At 68.9% G+C, this 18,679-nt stretch carries 16 protein-coding genes and 3 pseudogenes; 13 read left to right on the forward strand and 6 right to left on the reverse strand.

The features are described from left to right. Positions 1 to 212 precede the first annotated feature (212 nt). Complete coding sequence (locus ACQEV8_RS05580) at positions 213 to 701, forward strand: hypothetical protein (protein ID WP_432972452.1); 489 nt, start codon at positions 213 to 215, stop codon at positions 699 to 701. Here the strand turns inward: ACQEV8_RS05580 and ACQEV8_RS05585 are convergent. Next, positions 667 to 1,167: a hypothetical protein gene (locus ACQEV8_RS05585; RefSeq protein WP_432957856.1), complete on the reverse strand. Its 501-nt coding sequence runs from the start codon at positions 1,165 to 1,167 to the stop codon at positions 667 to 669. The genes ACQEV8_RS05580 and ACQEV8_RS05585 overlap by 35 nt on opposite strands. Positions 1,168 to 1,484: 317 nt before the next feature. On the opposite strand from ACQEV8_RS05585, the gene ACQEV8_RS05590 reads away from it, so the two are divergent. From ACQEV8_RS05590 to ACQEV8_RS05615, 6 genes are all read left to right on the forward strand, one after another. Then, complete coding sequence (locus ACQEV8_RS05590; protein ID WP_432957859.1) at positions 1,485 to 2,408, forward strand: GAF domain-containing protein; 924 nt, start codon at positions 1,485 to 1,487, stop codon at positions 2,406 to 2,408. A gap of 8 nt (positions 2,409 to 2,416) precedes the next feature. Further along, on the forward strand, positions 2,417 to 2,725 hold the full coding sequence (locus tag ACQEV8_RS05595) for a hypothetical protein (RefSeq protein ID WP_432957862.1): 309 nt from the start codon (positions 2,417 to 2,419) through the stop codon (positions 2,723 to 2,725). 82 nt (positions 2,726 to 2,807) lie between these two features. Continuing rightward, the gene (gene adh / locus ACQEV8_RS05600; protein ID WP_432957864.1) at positions 2,808 to 4,325 is read left to right on the forward strand and encodes an aldehyde dehydrogenase; all 1,518 of its coding nucleotides are present in this window, start codon (positions 2,808 to 2,810) and stop codon (positions 4,323 to 4,325) included. 331 nt (positions 4,326 to 4,656) lie between these two features. Continuing rightward, complete coding sequence (locus ACQEV8_RS05605) at positions 4,657 to 5,379, forward strand: GntR family transcriptional regulator (RefSeq protein ID WP_432957866.1); 723 nt, start codon at positions 4,657 to 4,659, stop codon at positions 5,377 to 5,379. A 524-nt stretch (positions 5,380 to 5,903) separates the two neighbouring features. Further along, a complete protein-coding gene (locus tag ACQEV8_RS05610; protein ID WP_432957868.1) occupies positions 5,904 to 7,496 on the forward strand; it encodes an AbgT family transporter in 1,593 nt (530 codons plus the stop codon). A 155-nt stretch (positions 7,497 to 7,651) separates the two neighbouring features. Then, positions 7,652 to 8,737: an NAD/NADP octopine/nopaline dehydrogenase family protein gene (locus ACQEV8_RS05615; protein WP_432957870.1), complete on the forward strand. Its 1,086-nt coding sequence runs from the start codon at positions 7,652 to 7,654 to the stop codon at positions 8,735 to 8,737. Positions 8,738 to 9,058: 321 nt separating this feature from the next. Here ACQEV8_RS05615 and ACQEV8_RS05620 read toward each other — a convergent pair whose 3' ends face one another. Together ACQEV8_RS05620 and ACQEV8_RS05625 are read right to left on the reverse strand one after the other, a co-directional pair. Beyond that, positions 9,059 to 11,113: an alpha-L-fucosidase gene (locus ACQEV8_RS05620; protein WP_432957872.1), complete on the reverse strand. Its 2,055-nt coding sequence runs from the start codon at positions 11,111 to 11,113 to the stop codon at positions 9,059 to 9,061. A 160-nt stretch (positions 11,114 to 11,273) separates the two neighbouring features. After that, positions 11,274 to 11,471, reverse strand: a pseudogene (locus ACQEV8_RS05625) (transposase); the annotation flags it as partial. Positions 11,472 to 11,778: 307 nt separating this feature from the next. Here ACQEV8_RS05625 and ACQEV8_RS05630 point away from each other — a divergent pair. Next, positions 11,779 to 11,967: pseudogene (locus ACQEV8_RS05630) on the forward strand (integrase core domain-containing protein); the annotation flags it as partial. Between the two features lie 158 nt (positions 11,968 to 12,125). After that, positions 12,126 to 12,335: pseudogene (locus ACQEV8_RS05635) on the forward strand (YceI family protein); the annotation flags it as partial. Between the two features lie 465 nt (positions 12,336 to 12,800). On the opposite strand, the gene ACQEV8_RS05640 reads toward ACQEV8_RS05635, so the two are convergent. Together ACQEV8_RS05640 and ACQEV8_RS05645 are read right to left on the reverse strand one after the other, a co-directional pair. After that, the gene (locus ACQEV8_RS05640) at positions 12,801 to 13,814 is read right to left on the reverse strand and encodes an NADP-dependent oxidoreductase (protein WP_432957874.1); all 1,014 of its coding nucleotides are present in this window, start codon (positions 13,812 to 13,814) and stop codon (positions 12,801 to 12,803) included. A gap of 75 nt (positions 13,815 to 13,889) precedes the next feature. Next, on the reverse strand, positions 13,890 to 14,801 hold the full coding sequence (locus ACQEV8_RS05645) for an alpha/beta hydrolase fold domain-containing protein (RefSeq protein WP_432957876.1): 912 nt from the start codon (positions 14,799 to 14,801) through the stop codon (positions 13,890 to 13,892). A 120-nt stretch (positions 14,802 to 14,921) separates the two neighbouring features. Here ACQEV8_RS05645 and ACQEV8_RS05650 point away from each other — a divergent pair, with 120 nt between their 5' ends. Then, positions 14,922 to 15,431 carry a winged helix-turn-helix transcriptional regulator gene (locus tag ACQEV8_RS05650; RefSeq protein ID WP_432957878.1) on the forward strand — a complete coding sequence of 170 codons (510 nt, stop codon included), beginning with the start codon at positions 14,922 to 14,924 and terminating at the stop codon, positions 15,429 to 15,431. 429 nt (positions 15,432 to 15,860) lie between these two features. Here the strand turns inward: ACQEV8_RS05650 and ACQEV8_RS05655 are convergent, their stop codons facing one another. Beyond that, positions 15,861 to 16,349, reverse strand: coding sequence for a GNAT family N-acetyltransferase (locus tag ACQEV8_RS05655; RefSeq protein ID WP_432957880.1), 489 nt, complete (start codon positions 16,347 to 16,349; stop codon positions 15,861 to 15,863). 250 nt (positions 16,350 to 16,599) lie between these two features. On the opposite strand from ACQEV8_RS05655, the gene ACQEV8_RS05660 reads away from it, so the two are divergent. The 3 genes from ACQEV8_RS05660 (at position 16,600) to ACQEV8_RS05670 (ending at position 18,677) form a co-directional block, all read left to right on the forward strand. Then, positions 16,600 to 16,734: a hypothetical protein gene (locus tag ACQEV8_RS05660; protein WP_432957882.1), complete on the forward strand. Its 135-nt coding sequence runs from the start codon at positions 16,600 to 16,602 to the stop codon at positions 16,732 to 16,734. A 128-nt stretch (positions 16,735 to 16,862) separates the two neighbouring features. Further along, on the forward strand, positions 16,863 to 17,327 hold the full coding sequence (locus ACQEV8_RS05665; RefSeq protein WP_432957884.1) for a hypothetical protein: 465 nt from the start codon (positions 16,863 to 16,865) through the stop codon (positions 17,325 to 17,327). A 126-nt stretch (positions 17,328 to 17,453) separates the two neighbouring features. Beyond that, positions 17,454 to 18,677, forward strand: a complete 1,224-nt coding sequence (locus ACQEV8_RS05670) for an ATP-grasp domain-containing protein (RefSeq protein WP_432957886.1) — start codon at positions 17,454 to 17,456, stop codon at positions 18,675 to 18,677. The last annotated feature ends 2 nt before the right edge of the window (positions 18,678 to 18,679 follow it).

Genomic DNA, 18,679 nt, shown 5'->3' on the forward strand with positions numbered 1-18,679 from the left:
GCGGCCTTACGCGTTGCGTCCTCGAGTGCCCTGTTTCGACCGGGACATGCCCGACCCAAACGCCAGGCCTCGCCACCCCTTCCGGCGCCTAGAAATATCTACGAGCATGACTGGGGCCGGGCCGGCACCGCGGATCTCCCGGATCTCCGCGGGCCACCGGCCCGTGTCCCGCGTGCGTCCTTCGGGGCGCGCCGACTGTGCCTGGGGTGGCCATGCAGAGCGTCATGTGGAAGCAAGCCGTCGAGTGGCTCGCCGCGGCCGCCACGGACCCCCAGGAGTGCAAGCGTGAGTGGGACTACGGCGCGGGCACGGTCCTCGTGGAGGCCGGAAGGTACTGGGACGTGCTGAGCGTTCCCGACCGGCTCGGCCTGCTCGCCCTGGACTACCTGTGGCGCGACCCGCTGAAGGTGCCCGGACCCACACTGGTGGACTGCACGGCGCGCAGAGTGGGCTTCTTCCTGCCGCCCGACCCCGTCAGCGAGTGGGTCGGCTTCGGGGTCCGGCACGTCGGCCGTGGTTCCTGGGTCGCCGTACCGCCGCCGTACCGGCCCGCCGGCCGCCTGGAGTGGCTCGTCCCGCCGGACGGCACCGGCGCCCTGCACGCCCCCGGCACCCTCGAGTCGGCCCTGCGCGAGGCCACGGGCACCCTCGCGGTACTGGCACCGGTCAGCGCGGAGCCGGTGGCGCTTGACGGCTGGTGAGGCGGGTGGTGGGGGGATCGGCCGGGCGTGGTTGCCGGCCGGGGGCCGGGCGGGCGCCGGCAGGAGCGGCCGGGGCGCCTGAGTGCCCATCGGCGGCCGGGCGAAGACCGGATGAGGCGACCATGCCTGCGTACCGGCTCTGGGCCGGATGTACTGCGGGTGGGACGACCGGGCCTGTGTGCCGGACGGCAGCCGGGTGGGCGCTCCCGGGGACGACGACCGGGCCCAGGTGCGGGCCGGTGTTCCACGCGGGGACCGCGGTCCAGGTCTCGCTCTCGGTCGGCGCGGCGAAGGAGACCCACTGGCCGTCACGGTGCTCCGGGACGGTGTGCCCCCTCGCCTCCCATTCGGCGACCAGGGCCGCGTAGATCGGCGGATGGCCCGAGTATCCGCTGGTGAGTTCGGCGTACGGCCGGGGCGCGGCGTCGTTCCCGAGCGGGCGCCGCGCCGTCGCAGTGCTGTCCATGCCAGGGCAACGCGACGCCGCGCGCCGGTGGTACGCGGCCGGGACCCCGTCCGTCGGGTCGAGTGAACCCGTCACCCGTACGGCGGCACGCGGGGTCCGGACAAACATCCAGTCAGGCGGTCACCCGTTCAGAGCAGGGCACTTCCCGGTCAGTCGTACGGCTCCCCGGCCCCGGTCCGCCGGTTTCCTCGACCGGGCCCGGCGCATCCGGTAACACTGACCTCACGCCGAGAACCGGTGCGACGGCTACGACGGCAGGGAGAGGCCATGTCACAGCGCCCTGACCTCCGGCAGCGCAGGGCCGTGCTGGAGCATGAGTGGTCCCACTGGGTACCGCGGCTGAGCGTCCCCGGCACGCGGCCGGACGACAGCGCGGCGCTGTCGTCCCCGGCACGCGGCCGGACGACAGCGCGGCGCTGCGCCACGAGGTGACCGAGTCCTGGGCGCGTTCGCTGGACAGCGTGGACCCCGGCCGCGACAGCGCCCCGGTCACCGACGGCGGCCCGGTGCACCAGCGCTGGACGTCCTCACCGCTGTACCGGCCGGTCTCCGGGCTCGCCGGCGAACTCCACAGCATCGCCGAGGACGCCGGTTTCGTCACGGCGGTCACCGACGAGTCCGGCACCATCCTGTGGACCTGCGGCGGCCCGACCATGCGCCGCAAGGCCGAGCGGGTCAACTTCGCACCGGGCGGCCGGTGGGACGAGCAGGCCATGGGCACCAACGCCCTGTCCCTCGCCCTGCGCACCGGCCGCCCCAGCTCCGTCTTCTCAGCCGAGCACCTGGTCTCGGCGCTGCACGGCTGGGTCTGCTACTGCGCCCCCGTGCACGGCCCGGACGGCCGCGTCCTCGGCGTCCTGGACCTGTCCACGACCTGGGACCGCTCGCACCCCCTGGCCATGTCCACCGTACGGACACTGGTGTCCACCATCGAGGCCCGCCTCGCCACGGACCAGGTCCGCCCGGGTCGGCTGCCCCAGCCGCCGAGTCAGCTGCGGCTCACCTGCCTGGGCGCCGAGCAAGCAGTCCACGCCGTACCGGATCGTCGACAACTCTCCCTGCGCCCACGCCAGTTGGAGATCCTCACGCTGCTCACGCTCGAACCCGGCGGCTTCTGCCCGGACCGGCTGCGCGCCGCCCTGTACGGCGACCGGCCGGTCACCGCGTCCACCTTCAAGGCGGAGATCTCCCACCTGCGCCGCGCCCTCGGCGGCGGCATCGCCCCCGCCGCTACGCCCTGACGATCCCGGTGTCCTGCGACGCCGCCGACGTCCTGCGCGCCCTGGAGCAGGGCGACACGGACACCGCCCTGCGCCGCTACCGCGGTCCCCTGCTTCCCCGTTCCGTGGCACCCGGCATCGAGGAGTGGCGCACCCGCCTCGAAGTGGCCGTACGCGAGGCCGTACTGGCGAGCACCCGCCCGGACCACGCCCTGCGCTACGGCGAACGGGCCCCGTACGACGCGGAGATCCACGAGCACGCACTGCGTCTCCTCGCGCCGCGCGACCCCCGCCGCGCGATCGCGGCCGGCCGACTGACCACGGCCCTGCGCGACTGACGCGGCGCCAACCTCGCACCAACCTCCCGGGAGCACCATGAAGGGCGTCATCCGCCACCGCCCTTCACCGAGGAGAGCCGCCATGGTGTACGCGCAGCCAGGAACCGACGGCAGCATCGTCAGCTTCGCCCGGCGCTACGACAACTTCATCGGCGGTGACTTCGTCGCCCCGGTCGAGGGCCGCTACTTCGAGAACCCGAGCCCCGTGACCGGCAAGGTCTTCTGCGAGGTGGCCCGCTCCTCCGCCGCCGACGTCGACCTCGCCCTGGACGCGGCGCACCGGGCGGCCGAGAAGTGGGGCCGCACGTCCACCGCGGAACGCGCGGGCATCCTCAACAGGATCGCGGACCGCTTGGAAGAACACCTGGAGAAGATCGCGGTCGCCGAGACCTGGGAGAACGGCAAGCCGGTCCGCGAGACCCTGGCCGCCGACATCCCGCTGGCCGTCGACCACTTCCGGTACTTCGCCGGTGTCGTCCGCGCGCAGGAGGGCAGCATCGCGGAGATCGACGCCGACACGGTCGCGTACCACTTCCACGAGCCGCTGGGCGTGGTCGGCCAGATCATCCCCTGGAACTTCCCGATCCTGATGGCCACTTGGAAGCTGGCCCCCGCACTGGCCGCGGGCAACTGTGTCGTCATCAAACCGGCCGAGCAGACCCCGGTCAGCCTGCTCTACGTCATCGAGCTGATCGCCGACCTGCTCCCGCCGGGCGTGGTCAACGTGGTCAACGGCTTCGGTGTCGAGGCGGGCAAGCCGCTGGCCTCCAGCCCGCGCGTGGCGAAGGTGGCGTTCACCGGGGAGACCACGACCGGCCGCCTGATCATGCAGTACGCGAGCGAGAACATCATCCCGGTCACTCTGGAGCTGGGCGGCAAGAGCCCGAACATCTTCCTGCCCGACGTCATGGACGCGGACGACGACTTCCTGGACAAGGCCGTCGAGGGCTTCGTGATGTTCGCCCTCAACCAGGGCGAGGTGTGCACCTGCCCGTCCCGCGCCCTGATCCACTCCTCCATCTACGAGGACTTCATGGCCCGTTGCGTCGCCCGCACGCAGGCCATCGTCGGCGGCGACCCACTGGACCCGGACACCATGATCGGCGCGCAGGCGAGCAACGACCAGTACGAGAAGATCCTTTCCTACCTCGACATCGGCAGGAAGGAAGGCGCCGAGGTCGTCACTGGCGGCAACCCCCGCACGGTCCCCGGCCTCGAGGGCGGCTACTACATCGAGCCGACCATCTTCCGCGGCAGCAACGACATGCGGATCTTCCAGGAGGAGATCTTCGGCCCGGTCGTCTCGGTCACGACCTACGACTCCGTCGACGAGGCCCTCAAACTGGCCAACGACACCCTCTACGGCCTCGGCGCCGGCGTCTGGACCCGCGACGGCAACACGGCCTACCGCCTGGGCCGTGAGATCAAGGCGGGCCGCGTGTGGACCAACTGCTACCACGCCTACCCGGCCCACGCGGCGTTCGGCGGCTACAAAAAGTCCGGGATCGGCCGGGAGACGCACAAGATGATGCTGGACCACTACCAGCAGACGAAGAATCTTCTGGTGTCGTACTCGCCGAAGAAGCTGGGCTTCTTCTAGACGCATGCGAAAAGGCGCCTGACCTGGGCTTGCACCCAATCAGGCGCCTCGCGCTCAGCCCCTTCAACACGGAGCCCGGTTCAAGTCATAACTCCCAAGTATCTCCCACACGTATACCGCTCCTGACCAGCTCTTCCGGACCAGTCACGGACCAAATCCCCGGACTCACCCGTCAGGCACCGTTCCTGGATTGACGCGGCCCCACTCCCGCATGGACGTCTCCTCCGCGTGCACATCGAACGGTTCGGCGTGGGGCCCCTGTAACCAGAGAACAATTGACTGCAAAAATCGGCTATTGACCGGTCAATTGGGTGGGTCTACATTTCTGGCCATGGCAGTCCCGGCATACCTGCGGATCCGCAACGAGTACGAGCAGCAGATCCGCTCTGGCACACTTCCTCCCGGTAGCCGGCTTCCCACGGAGGCCGAGCTCCAGGAGCTGTACTCGATCGGTCGCGCGACCGCGCAGCGAGTGCTGAGTGAGCTGGCGCAAGCTGGGCTGGTGGAGCGCCACCGGCGGCGGGGCACCTTCGTCACCGAGGGAGCTCGGCAGGAGAACCTGCTGCGCTTCGTCAACACGTCCCTGCCGGGGCCGAAGATCCTCGGGCGCCATGCGGTGGAGTCCGCGACGGTGGTCCAGGCCCGCGATGCGGGCCTGGAGATGCCGGGTGTGGCCGAGGACACGCCTGTGCATCAGCTGCGGCGGCTGAAGTTCGACGTCGACGACAACGTGATCGCCGTCGAGCTCTCCGTCATCCCGTTCTCATTGGCACCGCGACTGCAAGAGGAGGATCTCGGCCACCTGACGGTGCACGACTACTTCGCCCGCATGGGCATTCTCGCGGCCAAATCCCGCATCTACATCGATCCCATCGCGCTCGACGCCGCAACCGCGGCACAGCTGCGCGTACCCGAGGGTCAGACGGTGATCCGGCTGCGCCGACTGACCTGGCTGATCGACGGAAAACTCGCCGAAGCGAGGTGGGACATCACCCGCCCCGACCTCATCGAGTTCTATCTCGAACAGACTATTGAGCCCGCACCGGGCTCCTAGTCCCCTGAAACCCGCCGGTTGACCCGACCGGGGCCCGCTCACCGAGGCTACGCAGCACACCGTCTGCCAAGGTCTCGTCGAGCCCTTCACCAAACATGCGGTTTTGTTCGCGCGGAGCCATGGCCTTTCCGTGCGATTGCGGGCCCGCGATCGAGATCGCGCAGCGCCACTTCGGCCAGCGCTTTTCTAAAGCAAGCCTCCACAGTGTGCCCGCACGGCCTCGGCCGATCATGCCCATCTGCTTGAGCTCCCACAGTAGGTCAGATGGGTGCCTTCACCAATCAGCTCTCCCCGATGAACCTGCCTGGCCGTCGCGCCGCCCGGCCCACTCAGCGCCCAGTCGCGTCCACATTCCCCGGACGCGGTTTCACACGGCAGATCTCCGCCCCGATCGTCCAGGCGATTCGTCGTCCACCGAGCCGGCCCTCGCCGCACGGATGCACCTGCACCGTCCAACGCGCGAGTCGGAAGGACCATCGCCATTGCCCTCACCGCTCCAGCTATCGACTCGAAAGGCCTCTGAGATGACCCAAACTGCGAGCAGCAGACCGGTCGCCGACGGTTCCGATAAACGACTGTTCCGGGTGCTCAGCGCCATCGAGCGAGCGGGAAACAAACTCCCTCATCCGTTCTGGCTCTTCTGGATTCTGGCAGCGGTCCTCGCTGTGACGAGCGCGGTGCTGGCCGCAGCCCACGTGTCCGTCACGCTGCCCTCGACGGGCGACGCCGTCACGGTGAAGAACCTGCTCTCTACCGCTGGGGCCAAGTTCGCGGCCGAGTCCGCCCTGGACAACTTCGCCGGGTTTCCGCCCCTGGCGGTCCTTGTGATGGTTCTGCTCGGCGTCAGCGTCACGCAGCGCAGCGGCCTGCTCACCGCTCTCCTGCGCGTCACGATCGGCCGGATGCCCAGCCGCTGGCTGACCTTCTCCATCGCGTTGAGTGCCATGACCGCGCACGTCATGAGCGACTCGGCCTACATCGTGATGATCCCGCTGGGCGCGCTGGCCTATCGGAGCGCGGGACGCAGCCCTCTGCTGGGCCTGCTGGTCGCCTACGCGTCGACGGCGATCGGGTTCAACGCCAGCCCGCTTGTGACACCGTCCGACGCCATTCGTTCCTCGCTGGCGACCGCGGCCGCACACACCGTCGACCCTCACTACGTCATCACCCCGGTCGCCACCTACTTCTTCACCGCGGCGTCCTCGGTGTTCCTCGCCGCCGTCATCGCCCTCACCGTCGACCTGTTCCTGGCGAAGCGGCCGGAGTTCACGCCGAACCCCGAGGACGAGGCAGCCGCCGACAAGATCTTCAACGCAGGGCACCCGGACACCGGCGAACACACCGGCGCCCCGAACACGATCGCGCTCACGGCCGTCGAGAAGCGGGCCATGAAGGTGTCCGCCGCGGTGCTCGTGGTCTACGTCCTTGCAGTGGCCGCGCTGCTGTTGCCGGGATCCCCGTTCCTCGGTGAGGGCGGCAGCATCGTCCAGTCCGTGGTCGTCGCGAACATCGCGGTGTTCATCTCGCTGCTGTTCGCGCTCCTCGGGATCGTGTACGGCAGGCAGATGGGCACGATCCCCACCCTGTCGTCCGTCCCGTCCGTCATGGCCGACGGCATCCGGTCCATCGCCCCCGTGATCGTCCTCTTCTTCGCGGTCGCGCAGTTCCTCGCCTACTTCACCTGGACCGGCATCGGCTCCGTGATCACCGTCGAAGGCGCCGAGCTCCTGAAATCGCTGGACGCGCCCCACCTCGTGCTCCTGCTGGTGCTGGCCGTGGCCATCAGCGGCCTCAACATCATCATCAGCAGCGGCTCGGCCATGTGGTCCATCCTCGCCCCCGTGATCATCCCCCTCGCCATGTACATCGGGCTCGCCCCGCAGGCCGCCATGGTCGCCTTCGCGATCGGCGACTCGGTGACCAACCCCACCCCGATGAACGCCTGGTTCGTCCTGGCCCTGGGATTCGTCCAGCAGTTCCGCAGGGGCGCCGGCATCGGCACCGTGCTGTCCTTCACGGTCCCCATCGGACTCACGGTGCTCATCTCCTGGTCGGCCTTCTTCGCCCTCTGGTACACGCTCGGAATCCCCCTCGGACCAGGCGTGCCCATCAGATGAGCCCGGCGGGCCGGCTGCCCACAGCCCCCTGCGAGCAGCCGGCGCCCGACGACCCCAGGGCGGTACTCACCGCCTCAGCAGCCCCTACGCAATCTCGATCCTCGGCAAAACCGAGGCCAGCTCGCAGACCAGAACAGAAAGAGAGAACCCCTCACATGGGTAGCATCGCCATCATCGGCGCCGGAAACGTCGGCCAGGCCATCGCCGGCCATATGTCGCTCCAGGGCCACGACGTACGGCTCTTCGACAGGTGGGGCCACGATCTCGAACCGATCAGGGCCAATGGCGGCGGCATCGACCTGGTCGGCGAGGTGGAGGGCCACGGCAGGCCGTCCCTGCTCACCACCGACCTGAAGGAAGCCGTCGACGGAGCGCAGGTCGTCGTCGTGGCCGCGCCGGCCTTCGCGCATGCCTTCATCTCGAAGGAACTCGCGGCGATCCTGGAACCCTCCCAGCTCGTCCTGATACAGCCCGGGGTGCTGGGCAGCGGCGTCGAACTCGCCCGCATGTTCGCGCTCGCCGGCCGCAAGCGCTGCCTCATAGCGGAAACACCGACCAGCCTCTACACCTGCCGCCTGCGCGAGCCCGCCCACGTCTACATCGGGGCGATCAAGAACTCCGTCCCCCTGGCCGCCGTACCCAGCACGGACACCCCCGAGGCCCTGGCGATACTGCGGACGTACTTCGGCCAGCGGTACGTGTCGGGCGGGGACGCTCTGTCCGTCGGACTCTTCAACTGCAACCCCATCTACCACGTGCCGCCGGCCGTGCTGAACTTCAAGACGGTCGAGGAGGCCGCCTGCCACCCGCAACACACCCTCGTGACACCCCGCATCGCCGAGGTCATCGACGCACTCGACCGCGAACGCCTCAGCCTGGCCCACGCACTCGGAGTGGAGGCGACCAGCTTCTGGGACTTCCTCTCCAGCGCCTACGGCGTCACCGAAGGCACCCTCGTCGAACGCATCGCGCAGGGCTACGGCCGCCAGGCATTCCCCGAACCCGACTCGGTCAACCACCGCTACTTCACCGAGGACATCCCCTTCGGACTGGTCATCTGGAGCTCACTGGCCGCCCAGATCGGCCTCGCTATGCCCCTGACCGACTCCTTCATCACCCTGAGCAACACCCTGTGCGGACGAGACTTCGTCGCCGACGGCAGGACAGCAGAGTCCCTGGGACTGCTCGGCTCCCACGTCGGATCGATCCGAGCGGCCTTCATCGACGGTTCGGTCTGCTGACCCACTGAGAGGGAGCGCACCGGTATCGCGGCCCCGGTCGAGGCCGCCGTGTCAGCGCGGTGTACGGGTGGTTGGCCCGGGTGCGGATGGTCCACGCCTACGGCCCGGCCTCGTAGGGCCGCTCCCCCGGGCACCGTGTGCCCGGACAACCACTCGGCGACGGAACCCGGCCGTAGGGCGAGCGGGTTCTCGGCAAGCCGGAAGGAGTGGGGAACGTCAGCAGTGCCCATGGGGTGCGGTGCCCCGTGCCGCCCCGCGAGCTACCGGCCCGTGCCAACCCGCAGGCGAAGGCCGCGGGTTGGCACCAGGGTGGCGCGCCGGTCAGGCGAACGGGCCGAACGTCCACAGCAGGTTGGTGCTCTGCTGCCACGTCCACTGCTTGGTCGCGGCACCTTCTGCGACCAGTCCGCCGCCGTCGAGGACCAGTCCCGTGCTTCGGTTGGCGATCGAGTACTGGCCTTGGCCGCGGTGGGTGATCTGCCACTGCTGGGTGTTGCTGCCGTCCCAGGCCTTCTGCCGGGCCGGCTCGCCGTTGCTGGTGGCGCCCCATCCGTCGGCGGCCATGCCGTTGGTGCGGTTGACGAGCCTGTAGTAGCCGTTGCCGAGTTCGATCGCCTGCCACTGGAGGTTCGCGTGGACTACTGCCTCCCACTGCTTAAGGATCGATCCGCTGGGGACATTGCCGCCGCTGTCCAAGACCAAGTGGTTCGTGACGTTGGTCAGGCGGTAGTACTTGTCGGGCCTGAACGTCACCTTCAGTGACCTGATCGCGTCGTTGTTGCCGGTCGACCGAAGGTCGGGGGTGTTCGCGGTGAACGTCCAGGCGGTGCCGGTGAAGTTGTCGCCGGAGTAGCCCGTCACCTGGAAGCCGTCGGGCACCAGGACGGACGAGGCCGTGGCGGGCGCCAGCCCGGCGGCGGACAGCTGGGAAGAGGTGTAACTGCCCAGCGGCAGGACGGCGCGACCGGCGTCGTAGCCGACGTTCCGGAACACCATGGCGCAAGCCCTCACGGGCATGCCCTGGACCTCGACACACACCACCGAGGCGTTCGCGTTCGGCGCGGTGGCCGGCACGCTGACGTCGATCTGGTCGGTCACGGTGTAAGGGAGCGACACCGAGGGGTTGTTCAGCAGGTAGACGCGGCTGATCGTGTTGTCGACCAACGGAATCCGGAGCCGGCCGTTCGTGGGCCAGGAGAAGACATGGGCGAAGAGCTTGCCGCTCTTCCTGGTGACCTTTCCCCACGCGGGTTCGGTGGCGAACGGGCTGCCGCTGGTGCCGTGAACGCTGTCGCTGTACGTCGACATCCATGAGGCCAGGCCGTTCAGGACGGTCTGCGTTCCCGCCGTGACCGAGCCATCGCCCTTGGGACCGATGTTCAACAGGAGGTTGCCGTCCCGGGAGACCACCGTGACGAGCTCCTGGACGATGTCCTTGACGGATCGGTAGGAGTTCTCCAGAGCCGCGTTGTAACCCCAGGCGCCGTTCATGGTGGCGCACCGCTCCCACGGCCGGCCCATCGGTTCGCCGGGTATCCCGAACTCCGCGACCGCGTAGTCGCCGAGACCGTGGTCCCGCTTGACCCGTTCGTTGACGATGAGGCCGGGCTTGCGGGCGATCAGCCAGTTGTAGAGGTCGATGCCGTCCGCTTCGAGCCACCAGTCTTCCAGGGTGGGACTGGAGGGCTCGGCGAACCAGTCGCCGTCGAACCACAGCAGTGCCGGGTCGTAGCGGTCCAGCAGCTCCTGGAGCTGCGCCTTCATGTCGGCGAGGTAGGCGGTACGGGCGGCCTGCGAGGACATCGTCGTGAGACCGCCCTGGTGGCGGTCGGTCTGGGACGGGTGGTTCCAGTCGAGGATCGAGTAGTACAGGCAGAACTTGATCCCCCGGTTCTCGCACTCGGCCTTGAGGTTCATGAGCGGGTCGCTCTGGATGCCGTTGTAGTCGTGCAGGTTGTACTGCTTCGTGCCGGAAGTGTCGGTGAAGCCCGCCACATCGGAGTTCCACATCGCGTAGCCCTCGTGGTGCTTGGCGGTGATCACGAGGTACTTCATGCCGGCGTTCTTGGCCAGTTCGGCTATGGCGGCGGCGTTGAACGCGGTCGGGTCGAATTTCTGGGTGACCTGGTTCTGGTAGTCCGCCTTGCTCCACCGCTGGCTGTCGAACGCCCACTCGCCCTGGCCGAGCTGCGAGTAGGACCCGAAGTGGATGAACATGCCGAACCTGGCCTGGTACCACCAGTCCATCTTCGAGGGGACCGTATACGCCTCGGCGGTGGAGGGCCACAGGACCTGCGGCAGGCCGACGGCGGACATTCCTCCGGCGAGGGCGGCGGCCTTCATCAGTGAGCGTCTGCTGAGGCGGGCTGAGGACATGGCGGGACTCCGTGGGTAGGGCAAGGCGGCGGGGACAGGGGGGGCGCCTGATTCCGTACTCGCTCCCCGAGAGGAGACATCGGATGAATTTAAGGATCCCGACGGTGGTCATGTCTAGAGGTGAGGCAAGGTCAACTACAAATGGAGCTAAGAAGTCATCTCATTTGGCGAGTGTGCGGTAGCAGATCAGGGTGCAGGCGATGCTGGTGAAGGCAAGGAAGTGGTCTGCTTTGCGTTCGTAGCGGCGGTGCAGGCGCCGGCATCCGGCGAGCCAGGCCATGGTGCGTTCGATGGTCCAGCGGTGGCGGCCGAGTCGTTGCGAGGACTCGACGCCCTTGCGGGGGATGCGATGCCGGATGCCCCGGCCGGATAGAGTGGATCTTTGAGCCGTACTTGCCCCGGTCCACAGGATTCGGACCCGTCAGCTCCCCCGCTGGAACAGCTCCCACAACTCGTCCGGCACCAGCCGCTCCACGATCCCCACCACGACGGGCAAATTACCCAGCCAGATGAGATGACTTCTAAAGCGCGTTCAGGACAGTCCGAGGGAGCGCCCGCTCGCTATAGCCAACTGCATACATCGGATCTATGGGGATACGTACCGAGAGCCGCGCCAGCTGACCGAGTCCCGCCGGGTGCGCTTCGCCGACAACAGTCGCTCGCCCACCCGCGCCTACCGGCCCCAGACCATCGGCAAGGTCGAACCGCTACAAACCGCACCCTGCTCGACCAGTGGGCCTACCGCCTACCAGCGGCCCCACACCACCCGCACCGAACGCACCGCCGCCCTGGCAGACTTCCTGCACACCTACGACCACCACCGCTGCCACACCGCACTCTGCGACCGCCCCCCATCAGCCGTGAGAGCAACCGCTGCGGGCTCAATACACCTGGCGCTCCGGCACCGCGACGGTCAGAGTGAGTCGAGCACCGTTGGCGCCGCCCAGCCGAGCACGACAGGCACTCTCAGTATTGATTTCGCAGCGCCGGACTCCTCGCCGACCAGACGGTCCAGGTCATCGGGCAGCTGACCATCCGGGGCATCAGCAGGCCGCTCTCCCTCACCGCCCACCTGGCGGGGGCCGACACCGACGCGCTCACCCTGGACGCCGAATTCCCCGTGGACCGCGCACAGTTCGGCATGGACTGGAACCTGCTCGGCATGATCCGCGGCCACGCCACGATCACTGCCACCCTCAAGTTCGCGCGAACAGCAGCCTGAACAGCCCAGGCCCCGGCCCCGGTCAGAACTCCGCGCCGGGCGAAGGGAAAGCCGTGCGAGAGCAGGTCTCACCGGCAGCCGGTGCGGCCCTGGTAGACACACGCGTTGACGATCTCCCGCATCGCGTACCGGCTCTGATAGCCGCCGGGCCGACGGGTGCGCGGCCTGCCCCGCGGCGATCACCGGCTCGAACCAGCGCCCACTGAGTGTCGGACAGGTCGGTCTTGCAGGGCTTGCGCTCACTCACGGCGACCAGCGCACCAGGCCCATGGTCGCCGGTATACCGTCCTGCCACATGTCCGGGAGAGACCAGCCGTGGCAGTCGGCGAACGGAGCGTCCGCCGCTGTTCGCCGGAGTGCGCAGCCCGTTGGCTGCCCGACAGGCGGCGAACGCCTTGCTTGCCGACTCCGGCCGCACAAGCGGCGGTTCGGTCGCCGTCCGGGTAGCGACCCGACTCGGCACTCTCAATCGTTGTCGGGCACCATGGACACCACGACTTTGCCGGCCTTGGTGCGGCCCTGCTCGACGTATGCCATCGCCTCGAGCGTCTGGTCGAAAGGGAAGGTCCGATCGATGACCGGGCGGAGCTTCCCGCTGTCGTAGAGCGCGGCAAGCTTGCGTAGCTGGGAGCCGTTGGCCTGCATGAAGAAGAACTGGTAGCGGACGCCCAGCGACTTGGCCTGCTTGCGGATCTTGCGGCTGAGGGTGTTCATCACCAAGCCCATGAACGAGGGGGCGCCGAGCTGCTTGGCGAACCCGGCGTCCGGCGGACCGACGACGCTGATGGCCAGGCCGCCGGGCTTCAGCACGGTCAGCGACTTCGTCAGGTTCGCCCCGCCCACGGAGTCCAGGACCAGGTCGTAGCCGGAGAGCACCTTCGAGAAGTCTTCCTTGGTGTAGTCGACGACGGCGTCGGCGCCGAGGCTCCTGACCAATGTCTCGGAATCGGTGCCGGAGGTCGTCGCCACGGTGGCGCCGAGGTGCTTGGCGAGTTGGATGACCGTGGATCCGAGGCCGCCGGCACCGGCGTGGACGAGTACCTTCTGGCCCGGCTTCACAGCGGCACGGTCGACGAGAACCTGCCAGGCAGCCAGGGCCACCAGCGGCACCGCGGCCGCCTCCTGGTGGGTCAGCGAGGCCGGTTTGAGTGCGACGTCGTCCTGGTCGATCGCGATGAACTCCGCGAAGCCTCCGATCCGCAGGTCGCGCGGGCGGGCGTAGACCTCGTCGCCGACCTCGAGGCCGCGTACGGCGGAGCCGATCCGAGTCACCACGCCGGCCACGTCGTGGCCGAGCACGAACGGAGTTTTGTACTTCAGGAGCTGCTTGAACTCCCCGTTGCGGACCATCTTGTCCAGCGGGTTGACGCTGGTGGCGCTCACTCTGACCAGCACGTCACGGTCCCCGATGGTGGGCTCGGGTAGCTCTGCGGCGCGTGCGCCGTCCTTGCCGTACTTCTCGACGACGAATGCCTTCATGTCAGTCAGCCTTCTGCGTGATCTTCTTCGGGGGCTTCTTCACGGTGGGTGCGTTTGTTCGGGCAGCTGGTGCGTTCAGTTGCCGAGGTGCCGACGGAGCCACTGACCCATCTGCTGGATCGCCTGGTCCACCTCGGGTACGCGCCCCGCCCCGAGGATGAAGGAGTGCTGCCCTTCCGGCATGGCGTGGACTTCGGAGGTGACCTTGAAGTCCACGAGTCGGCGGCCGAGGTCGGCGCCGTCGTCGGCGAGGGTTTCGTACTCGCCGTAGTGGACAGTGGTGGGCGGCAGGCCGGTGAGGTCGGCGTTGACGAGGCTGATGCGGGGGTCGGTGAGGTCAACGCCGGGCTCCTGCAGCCAGGCGGCCCGGAAGAGTTCGAGCGTGGCCCTGCTGAGCATCTTGTCGTTGTCCTCGTTCTCGTCGACCGAGGGGTTCTGGATGGTGAGGTCCGTCCAGGGGGAGACGCTGACGATGGCGCCGGGGGCGGCCTCGCCGTTGGCGAGGAGGCGCAGGGGAAGCAGGACGGCGAGGGTGCCGCCGATGGAGTGGCCGGTGCTGCCGATGTTGCGGGGCTCGTAGCCCTGCGAGAGCAGCCAGCGGTAGGCGGTCTCGGCGTCGTCGAGCTGAGCAGGGTAGGGGTGTTCGGGGGCGAGGCGGAAGTCGACGACGAGGGAGCGGGCGCCGGCTGCCTTGGCGATGTGGCCGGCGGCCTTGCGGTCGGAGTGCATGGACGCGGTGACCGAGCCGCCGAAGTGGAAGTGGAGCAGTGCCTTGTCGGGGTCGGCGCCTTCGGGGATGGCCCACAGGGCGGGTACGCCGCCTGCGTCGACCTCGGCGTAGGAGACGCCTTCCGGCTCGGTGGAGGCCTTGTGGTTGGAGTCGACGATGTCGCGGACCACGGCCAGGTCGAGACCCGGCGTGGACGCCTTCGCGCTCACGCCGGCGAGGAACTCCGCGAACTCGTGTGCTTGCCGGCTGACTGCCATGGTGGCGCTCCTTGCGAGGGGGTCGCGCCCGTGTTCGGTGCGCGGCGAGGTCGGTGTGCTGGTGATGACGCTACGCGCTGAGTATAGAAAAGTAAACTCAGATGCGGTTAGTATCACCACATGGATGCATTGAGCGAGGCACTGACAGACACCGGCTTGGATCCACGACTCGACCGGGACACGTCGAACTGCTCGATCGCCCGGACCCTTGAGATCGTGGGCGAAAAGTGGACGATTTTGATCCTGCGCGAGGTCTGGTACGGCTCGTCCCGCTTCAGTGACTTCGAACGCGTCCTGGGCTGTCCCCGCAACCTCCTCGCCACCCGGCTTCGCATGCTCGTGGAGGAAGGGATCCTGGCCACCGAGACCTACAAGGAACCCGGCGCGCGCAGCCGGCCCAAGTACGTGATCACACCCAAGGGCATGGACCTGGTGCCCGCCGTGATGGGGCTCCTGCAGTGGGGTGACCGTTACCGCGCAGACCCGGAAGGACCGGCCGTGCTGACACGGCACCGCGGATGCGGCGCCCACGTCCACACTCAGATCCGCTGCTCAGAAGGCCACCCCGTCCAGGCCGACGACGTCGATAGCATCCCCGGCCCCGGGTTCCGCATGAAACAGGCCCAATGAGATCTTTCCACTGCGCCGACGGTGGGGACAGGACTGCATCCCGAGGGCTGTGCACGGCGAAGTCCCCGGTGGACTGTGCCACCACCAAGCCCGCACCCTGCACCTGCGTGGGGTGACAATCCGCCCTCCGACGCATGGGAAGGCATGGCACCCCATCTCCGCCGCCTGGCGCACAGTGTGGGGGAACGGGCAGAGCCCCCGGGCCGTAGGCACGCTGTAGCCCGAGCGCGCGTCGGTCCGGTCAGATATTGATCATGGGCTGGAAACGGTTGACCAGTGCTGCGGGAGTCGCCGGTGGCGGCGACTATCGCAGGCGATCTCCCCGCCAGGGCAGGGACGACGGCACACCCGGCAGCGCGCGGCGTCCAGCGGCTCCCGCATGCCAGCCACCATGCAGGCGAAGCCGGTGCGCTGCGAACCTGCACCGCGTCATTCCGAAGGAATGCGGAACTCGAACTCGGGGCGGTCCCAGGGCACGGCGGGCGGGTTCGCAAACGCGGTCCCGGTCCGCACTGCGCCGGCGCGGTGGTAGAAGCCCTCGGCGGGAAGATGCGACACGACCTTGACACGGTCGAGCCCGGCGGCACGCGCCTCGGACCGCATGTGCGCGACGAGCCGTCGTCCGATACCCCGTCCTTGCGCTTCGTCGGCGACGAACAGCAGGTCGAGCTCCGGTGGTGCGAGGACGAGGGAGTAGAACCCGAGGACCCGGCCGCCATGCTCGTCGGCCCCCACTGCTACGAAGGCGCGGTGGGCCTCGATGTAATCAGGACCGACCCGGTAGCCCGCGACTGCGGATGCGTACTTACCCTCGTAGGCGCCCGAGCCACGCACGAGCCGCGTGAGCCGCTTGGCATCCCGCGCGACGGCCCTCCGTATCGTGATCGGCTGACTGACCGGGGAAGTGCGTGAACCCATCGGGACAGTATTTCGCACCGCAGAGTGCCTTCCTGCCACGGGTCGGCTGCTCGGGCAGGCGTTCCCGCACGACTCCCGGGAACCACCCGTGCGAGCACAACCGACCTCACCCGGAGGCCGCGCCGGAGCGATCCGGTGCGGCTCCGGCGTCTCACGGCTCCGCGCGGAGGCCCCGCCGGTACGGCTTCCGACGGGCCCAGCCGTGTCACCATCTATCGCACAGGAATCACAGACCTCATGGACGCTGCCCTTGCACAAGGCCCTGACCTGGACATACGCGCCCCCACTGAACCAGAATCTGCTGGTGTCGTACTCGCGGAAGAAGCTGGGCTTCTTCTGGACGCAGCGGCTGGCCGTCGCGTCGAGCGGCTCACCGGGGTTCTGACCTCCGCCGGGAAGGAAGTAGCAGTCCTGGCTTTCCCCGGTCGCGCGCTGCAGCAGGACGCGGCCGTTGCGGAGGACGACGGCCGCGGCGGAGTTCGCCGACTTCGCGACAAGGCGGGAGCCGGGCGCGTGGTTGCCACGCGGCGGGACCGTCATCCTGCCCACGCTGCCGCCCGGCCCGGGGGCAACGCGGAGCGCAACGCCTTCCTGGACGGTACGGAATCGACCGCACTCCTCGAAAGGATCAAGCAGTGCGCCGCACGGCCGCAGCCGCTGCCGGCCGACGCCGAGCGGGTCCCGACGCGGCTGCGCCAGGGCCGGCACCTGCTCACCCCGGACGAGGAGCTGGTCCACGCGCAGGCCATGGGCGCCCGGCACGCCACGGCACCGGAAGCCATGACGCGATCCTGCGACCTGTACCGGGAGGCGGCGAGTCGTCGTCGGCCGCCCCCGCCGGGCGACCGGCGGCGACGGCATGATCCACGAAGGCGTTCGGTCACTCCCGAGAGCGGAGCATGCGCCGATGGGGCTCTCATTCCGGAAAATATGCGGCTCAGGTTCGCCCCCGCAGACAATTTTGCGGTGATCCGTTGACCGGGACCAAGGCGCCCGGATAGAAAGATCACGACCAGGATCGCGATCCGAGTCCGGTCCAACAGCGCTGCCCCGGGGGATTTCGTTTTGCCGCACACAGATGCACTTCGTCCTGCCCGCGTCCTCGTGGTCGAGCCCGCCTCCTCCGGAGGCGCCACCCTGATCGGCGTCGCCGCCGAAATGGGACTGCGGGTCGTCGTCGCCACCGCCGACTCCGGCGACCGCCGGCTCTCCGACGCCGTGCGCGCGGCGGCCGACTCGGTGCTCATGGTGGAGACCAACGACCAGGCCGCCCTCGAAGCGGCCGTGCTCGAACTGCACCGGGCCGAGCCGTTCGAGGCGGTGCTGCCGGGCTCCGACATCTATGTCACGGCGACCGCGCGTGTCGCCGCGGCACTGGACCTGCCCGGCCTGCCCGTGGCGACCGTCGACCGGGTCCGGGACAAGAGCGTCATGCGAGCCGCCGTGGCGGACGCCGGGCTGCGCACCCCGCGCTTCGCCCAGGCGACCACCGACGCCGAACTGCGCGCCGCGGCCGAACGGGTCGGCTTCCCCTGCGTGCTGAAGCCGGTCGCCTGCTCCGGCAGCATCCACGTCAGCCGCGCCGACGACCTCGACCAGCTCACCGCCGCGTTCCAGCGGCTCGTGACCGACCCGAAGCCCGACATGGGCAAGCCGCACGAGCACCGGGTGCTCGTCGAGGAGTACGTCCAGGGCCCCGAGTTCAGCGCCGACGGCTATGTCCTCAAGAGCGGCGAGGTCACCGTCGTCGCCCTCAGCCGCACGCTGCTCGGTCCCGAGCCCGACTTCGTGGAGCTGGGCCACCTCACCCCTGCGCTCGTCGACGACACCACCCTGAAGAACGTCGAGGCGTACGTCGGCGACGTCGTCCGCGCCGTCGGCATCACCAGCGGCCCCTTCCATTGCGAACTGCGCCTGAGCGCCGACGGTCCGGTGCTCATCGAGATCGGCGCCCGGCTGCCGGGCGACCGGATCGTGGAGCTGCTGCGGCTCGTGACCGGCGTCAGCCTGCCCAGGGTGGCCGTCGCCACCGCGCTCCGCGTCGGCCTGGAGGCGGCCGGTGCCTTCGCGCGGCCGCAGGCCGAGAGCGCCGGCATCCGCTTCTTCTCCGCCGCGGGCCGCTCCTCGTACCGGGAGCTCACCGGGTGGCCGGAGCTGGAGGCACTGCCGGAAGTCACCGAGACCGCCGTGTACTTCGCACCGGGCGAGACCATCCCGGGCGTCGAGGACTGCCGCTCGCGCCTCGGCCACGCCCTGTTCACCGCCGACTCGCCGCAGGGCGCCCTGGACCGCTGGCAGGCGCTCGGCGACCTCGTCGTCCCGGTCTGACC

The sequence above is a fragment of the Streptomyces sp. CA-179760 genome (assembly GCF_050937045.1).
In the GTDB taxonomy this organism is placed as follows: Bacteria; Actinomycetota; Actinomycetes; order Streptomycetales; family Streptomycetaceae; genus Streptomyces.

What these genes read in the sequence shown, in the direction of transcription:
- ACQEV8_RS05580 (WP_432972452.1), top strand. Translation starts at nt 213, where the DNA reads ATGCAGAGCGTCATGTGGAAGCAAGCCGTCGAGTGGCTCGCCGCGGCC.
- ACQEV8_RS05585 (WP_432957856.1), bottom strand. Translation starts at nt 1,167, where the DNA reads ATGGACAGCACTGCGACGGCGCGGCGCCCGCTCGGGAACGACGCCGCG.
- adh (WP_432957864.1), top strand. Translation starts at nt 2,808, where the DNA reads ATGGTGTACGCGCAGCCAGGAACCGACGGCAGCATCGTCAGCTTCGCC.
- ACQEV8_RS05605 (WP_432957866.1), top strand. Translation starts at nt 4,657, where the DNA reads ATGGCAGTCCCGGCATACCTGCGGATCCGCAACGAGTACGAGCAGCAG.
- ACQEV8_RS05610 (WP_432957868.1), top strand. Translation starts at nt 5,904, where the DNA reads ATGACCCAAACTGCGAGCAGCAGACCGGTCGCCGACGGTTCCGATAAA.
- ACQEV8_RS05615 (WP_432957870.1), top strand. Translation starts at nt 7,652, where the DNA reads ATGGGTAGCATCGCCATCATCGGCGCCGGAAACGTCGGCCAGGCCATC.
- ACQEV8_RS05620 (WP_432957872.1), bottom strand. Translation starts at nt 11,113, where the DNA reads ATGTCCTCAGCCCGCCTCAGCAGACGCTCACTGATGAAGGCCGCCGCC.
- ACQEV8_RS05640 (WP_432957874.1), bottom strand. Translation starts at nt 13,814, where the DNA reads ATGAAGGCATTCGTCGTCGAGAAGTACGGCAAGGACGGCGCACGCGCC.
- ACQEV8_RS05645 (WP_432957876.1), bottom strand. Translation starts at nt 14,801, where the DNA reads ATGGCAGTCAGCCGGCAAGCACACGAGTTCGCGGAGTTCCTCGCCGGC.
- ACQEV8_RS05650 (WP_432957878.1), top strand. Translation starts at nt 14,922, where the DNA reads ATGGATGCATTGAGCGAGGCACTGACAGACACCGGCTTGGATCCACGA.
- ACQEV8_RS05655 (WP_432957880.1), bottom strand. Translation starts at nt 16,349, where the DNA reads ATGGGTTCACGCACTTCCCCGGTCAGTCAGCCGATCACGATACGGAGG.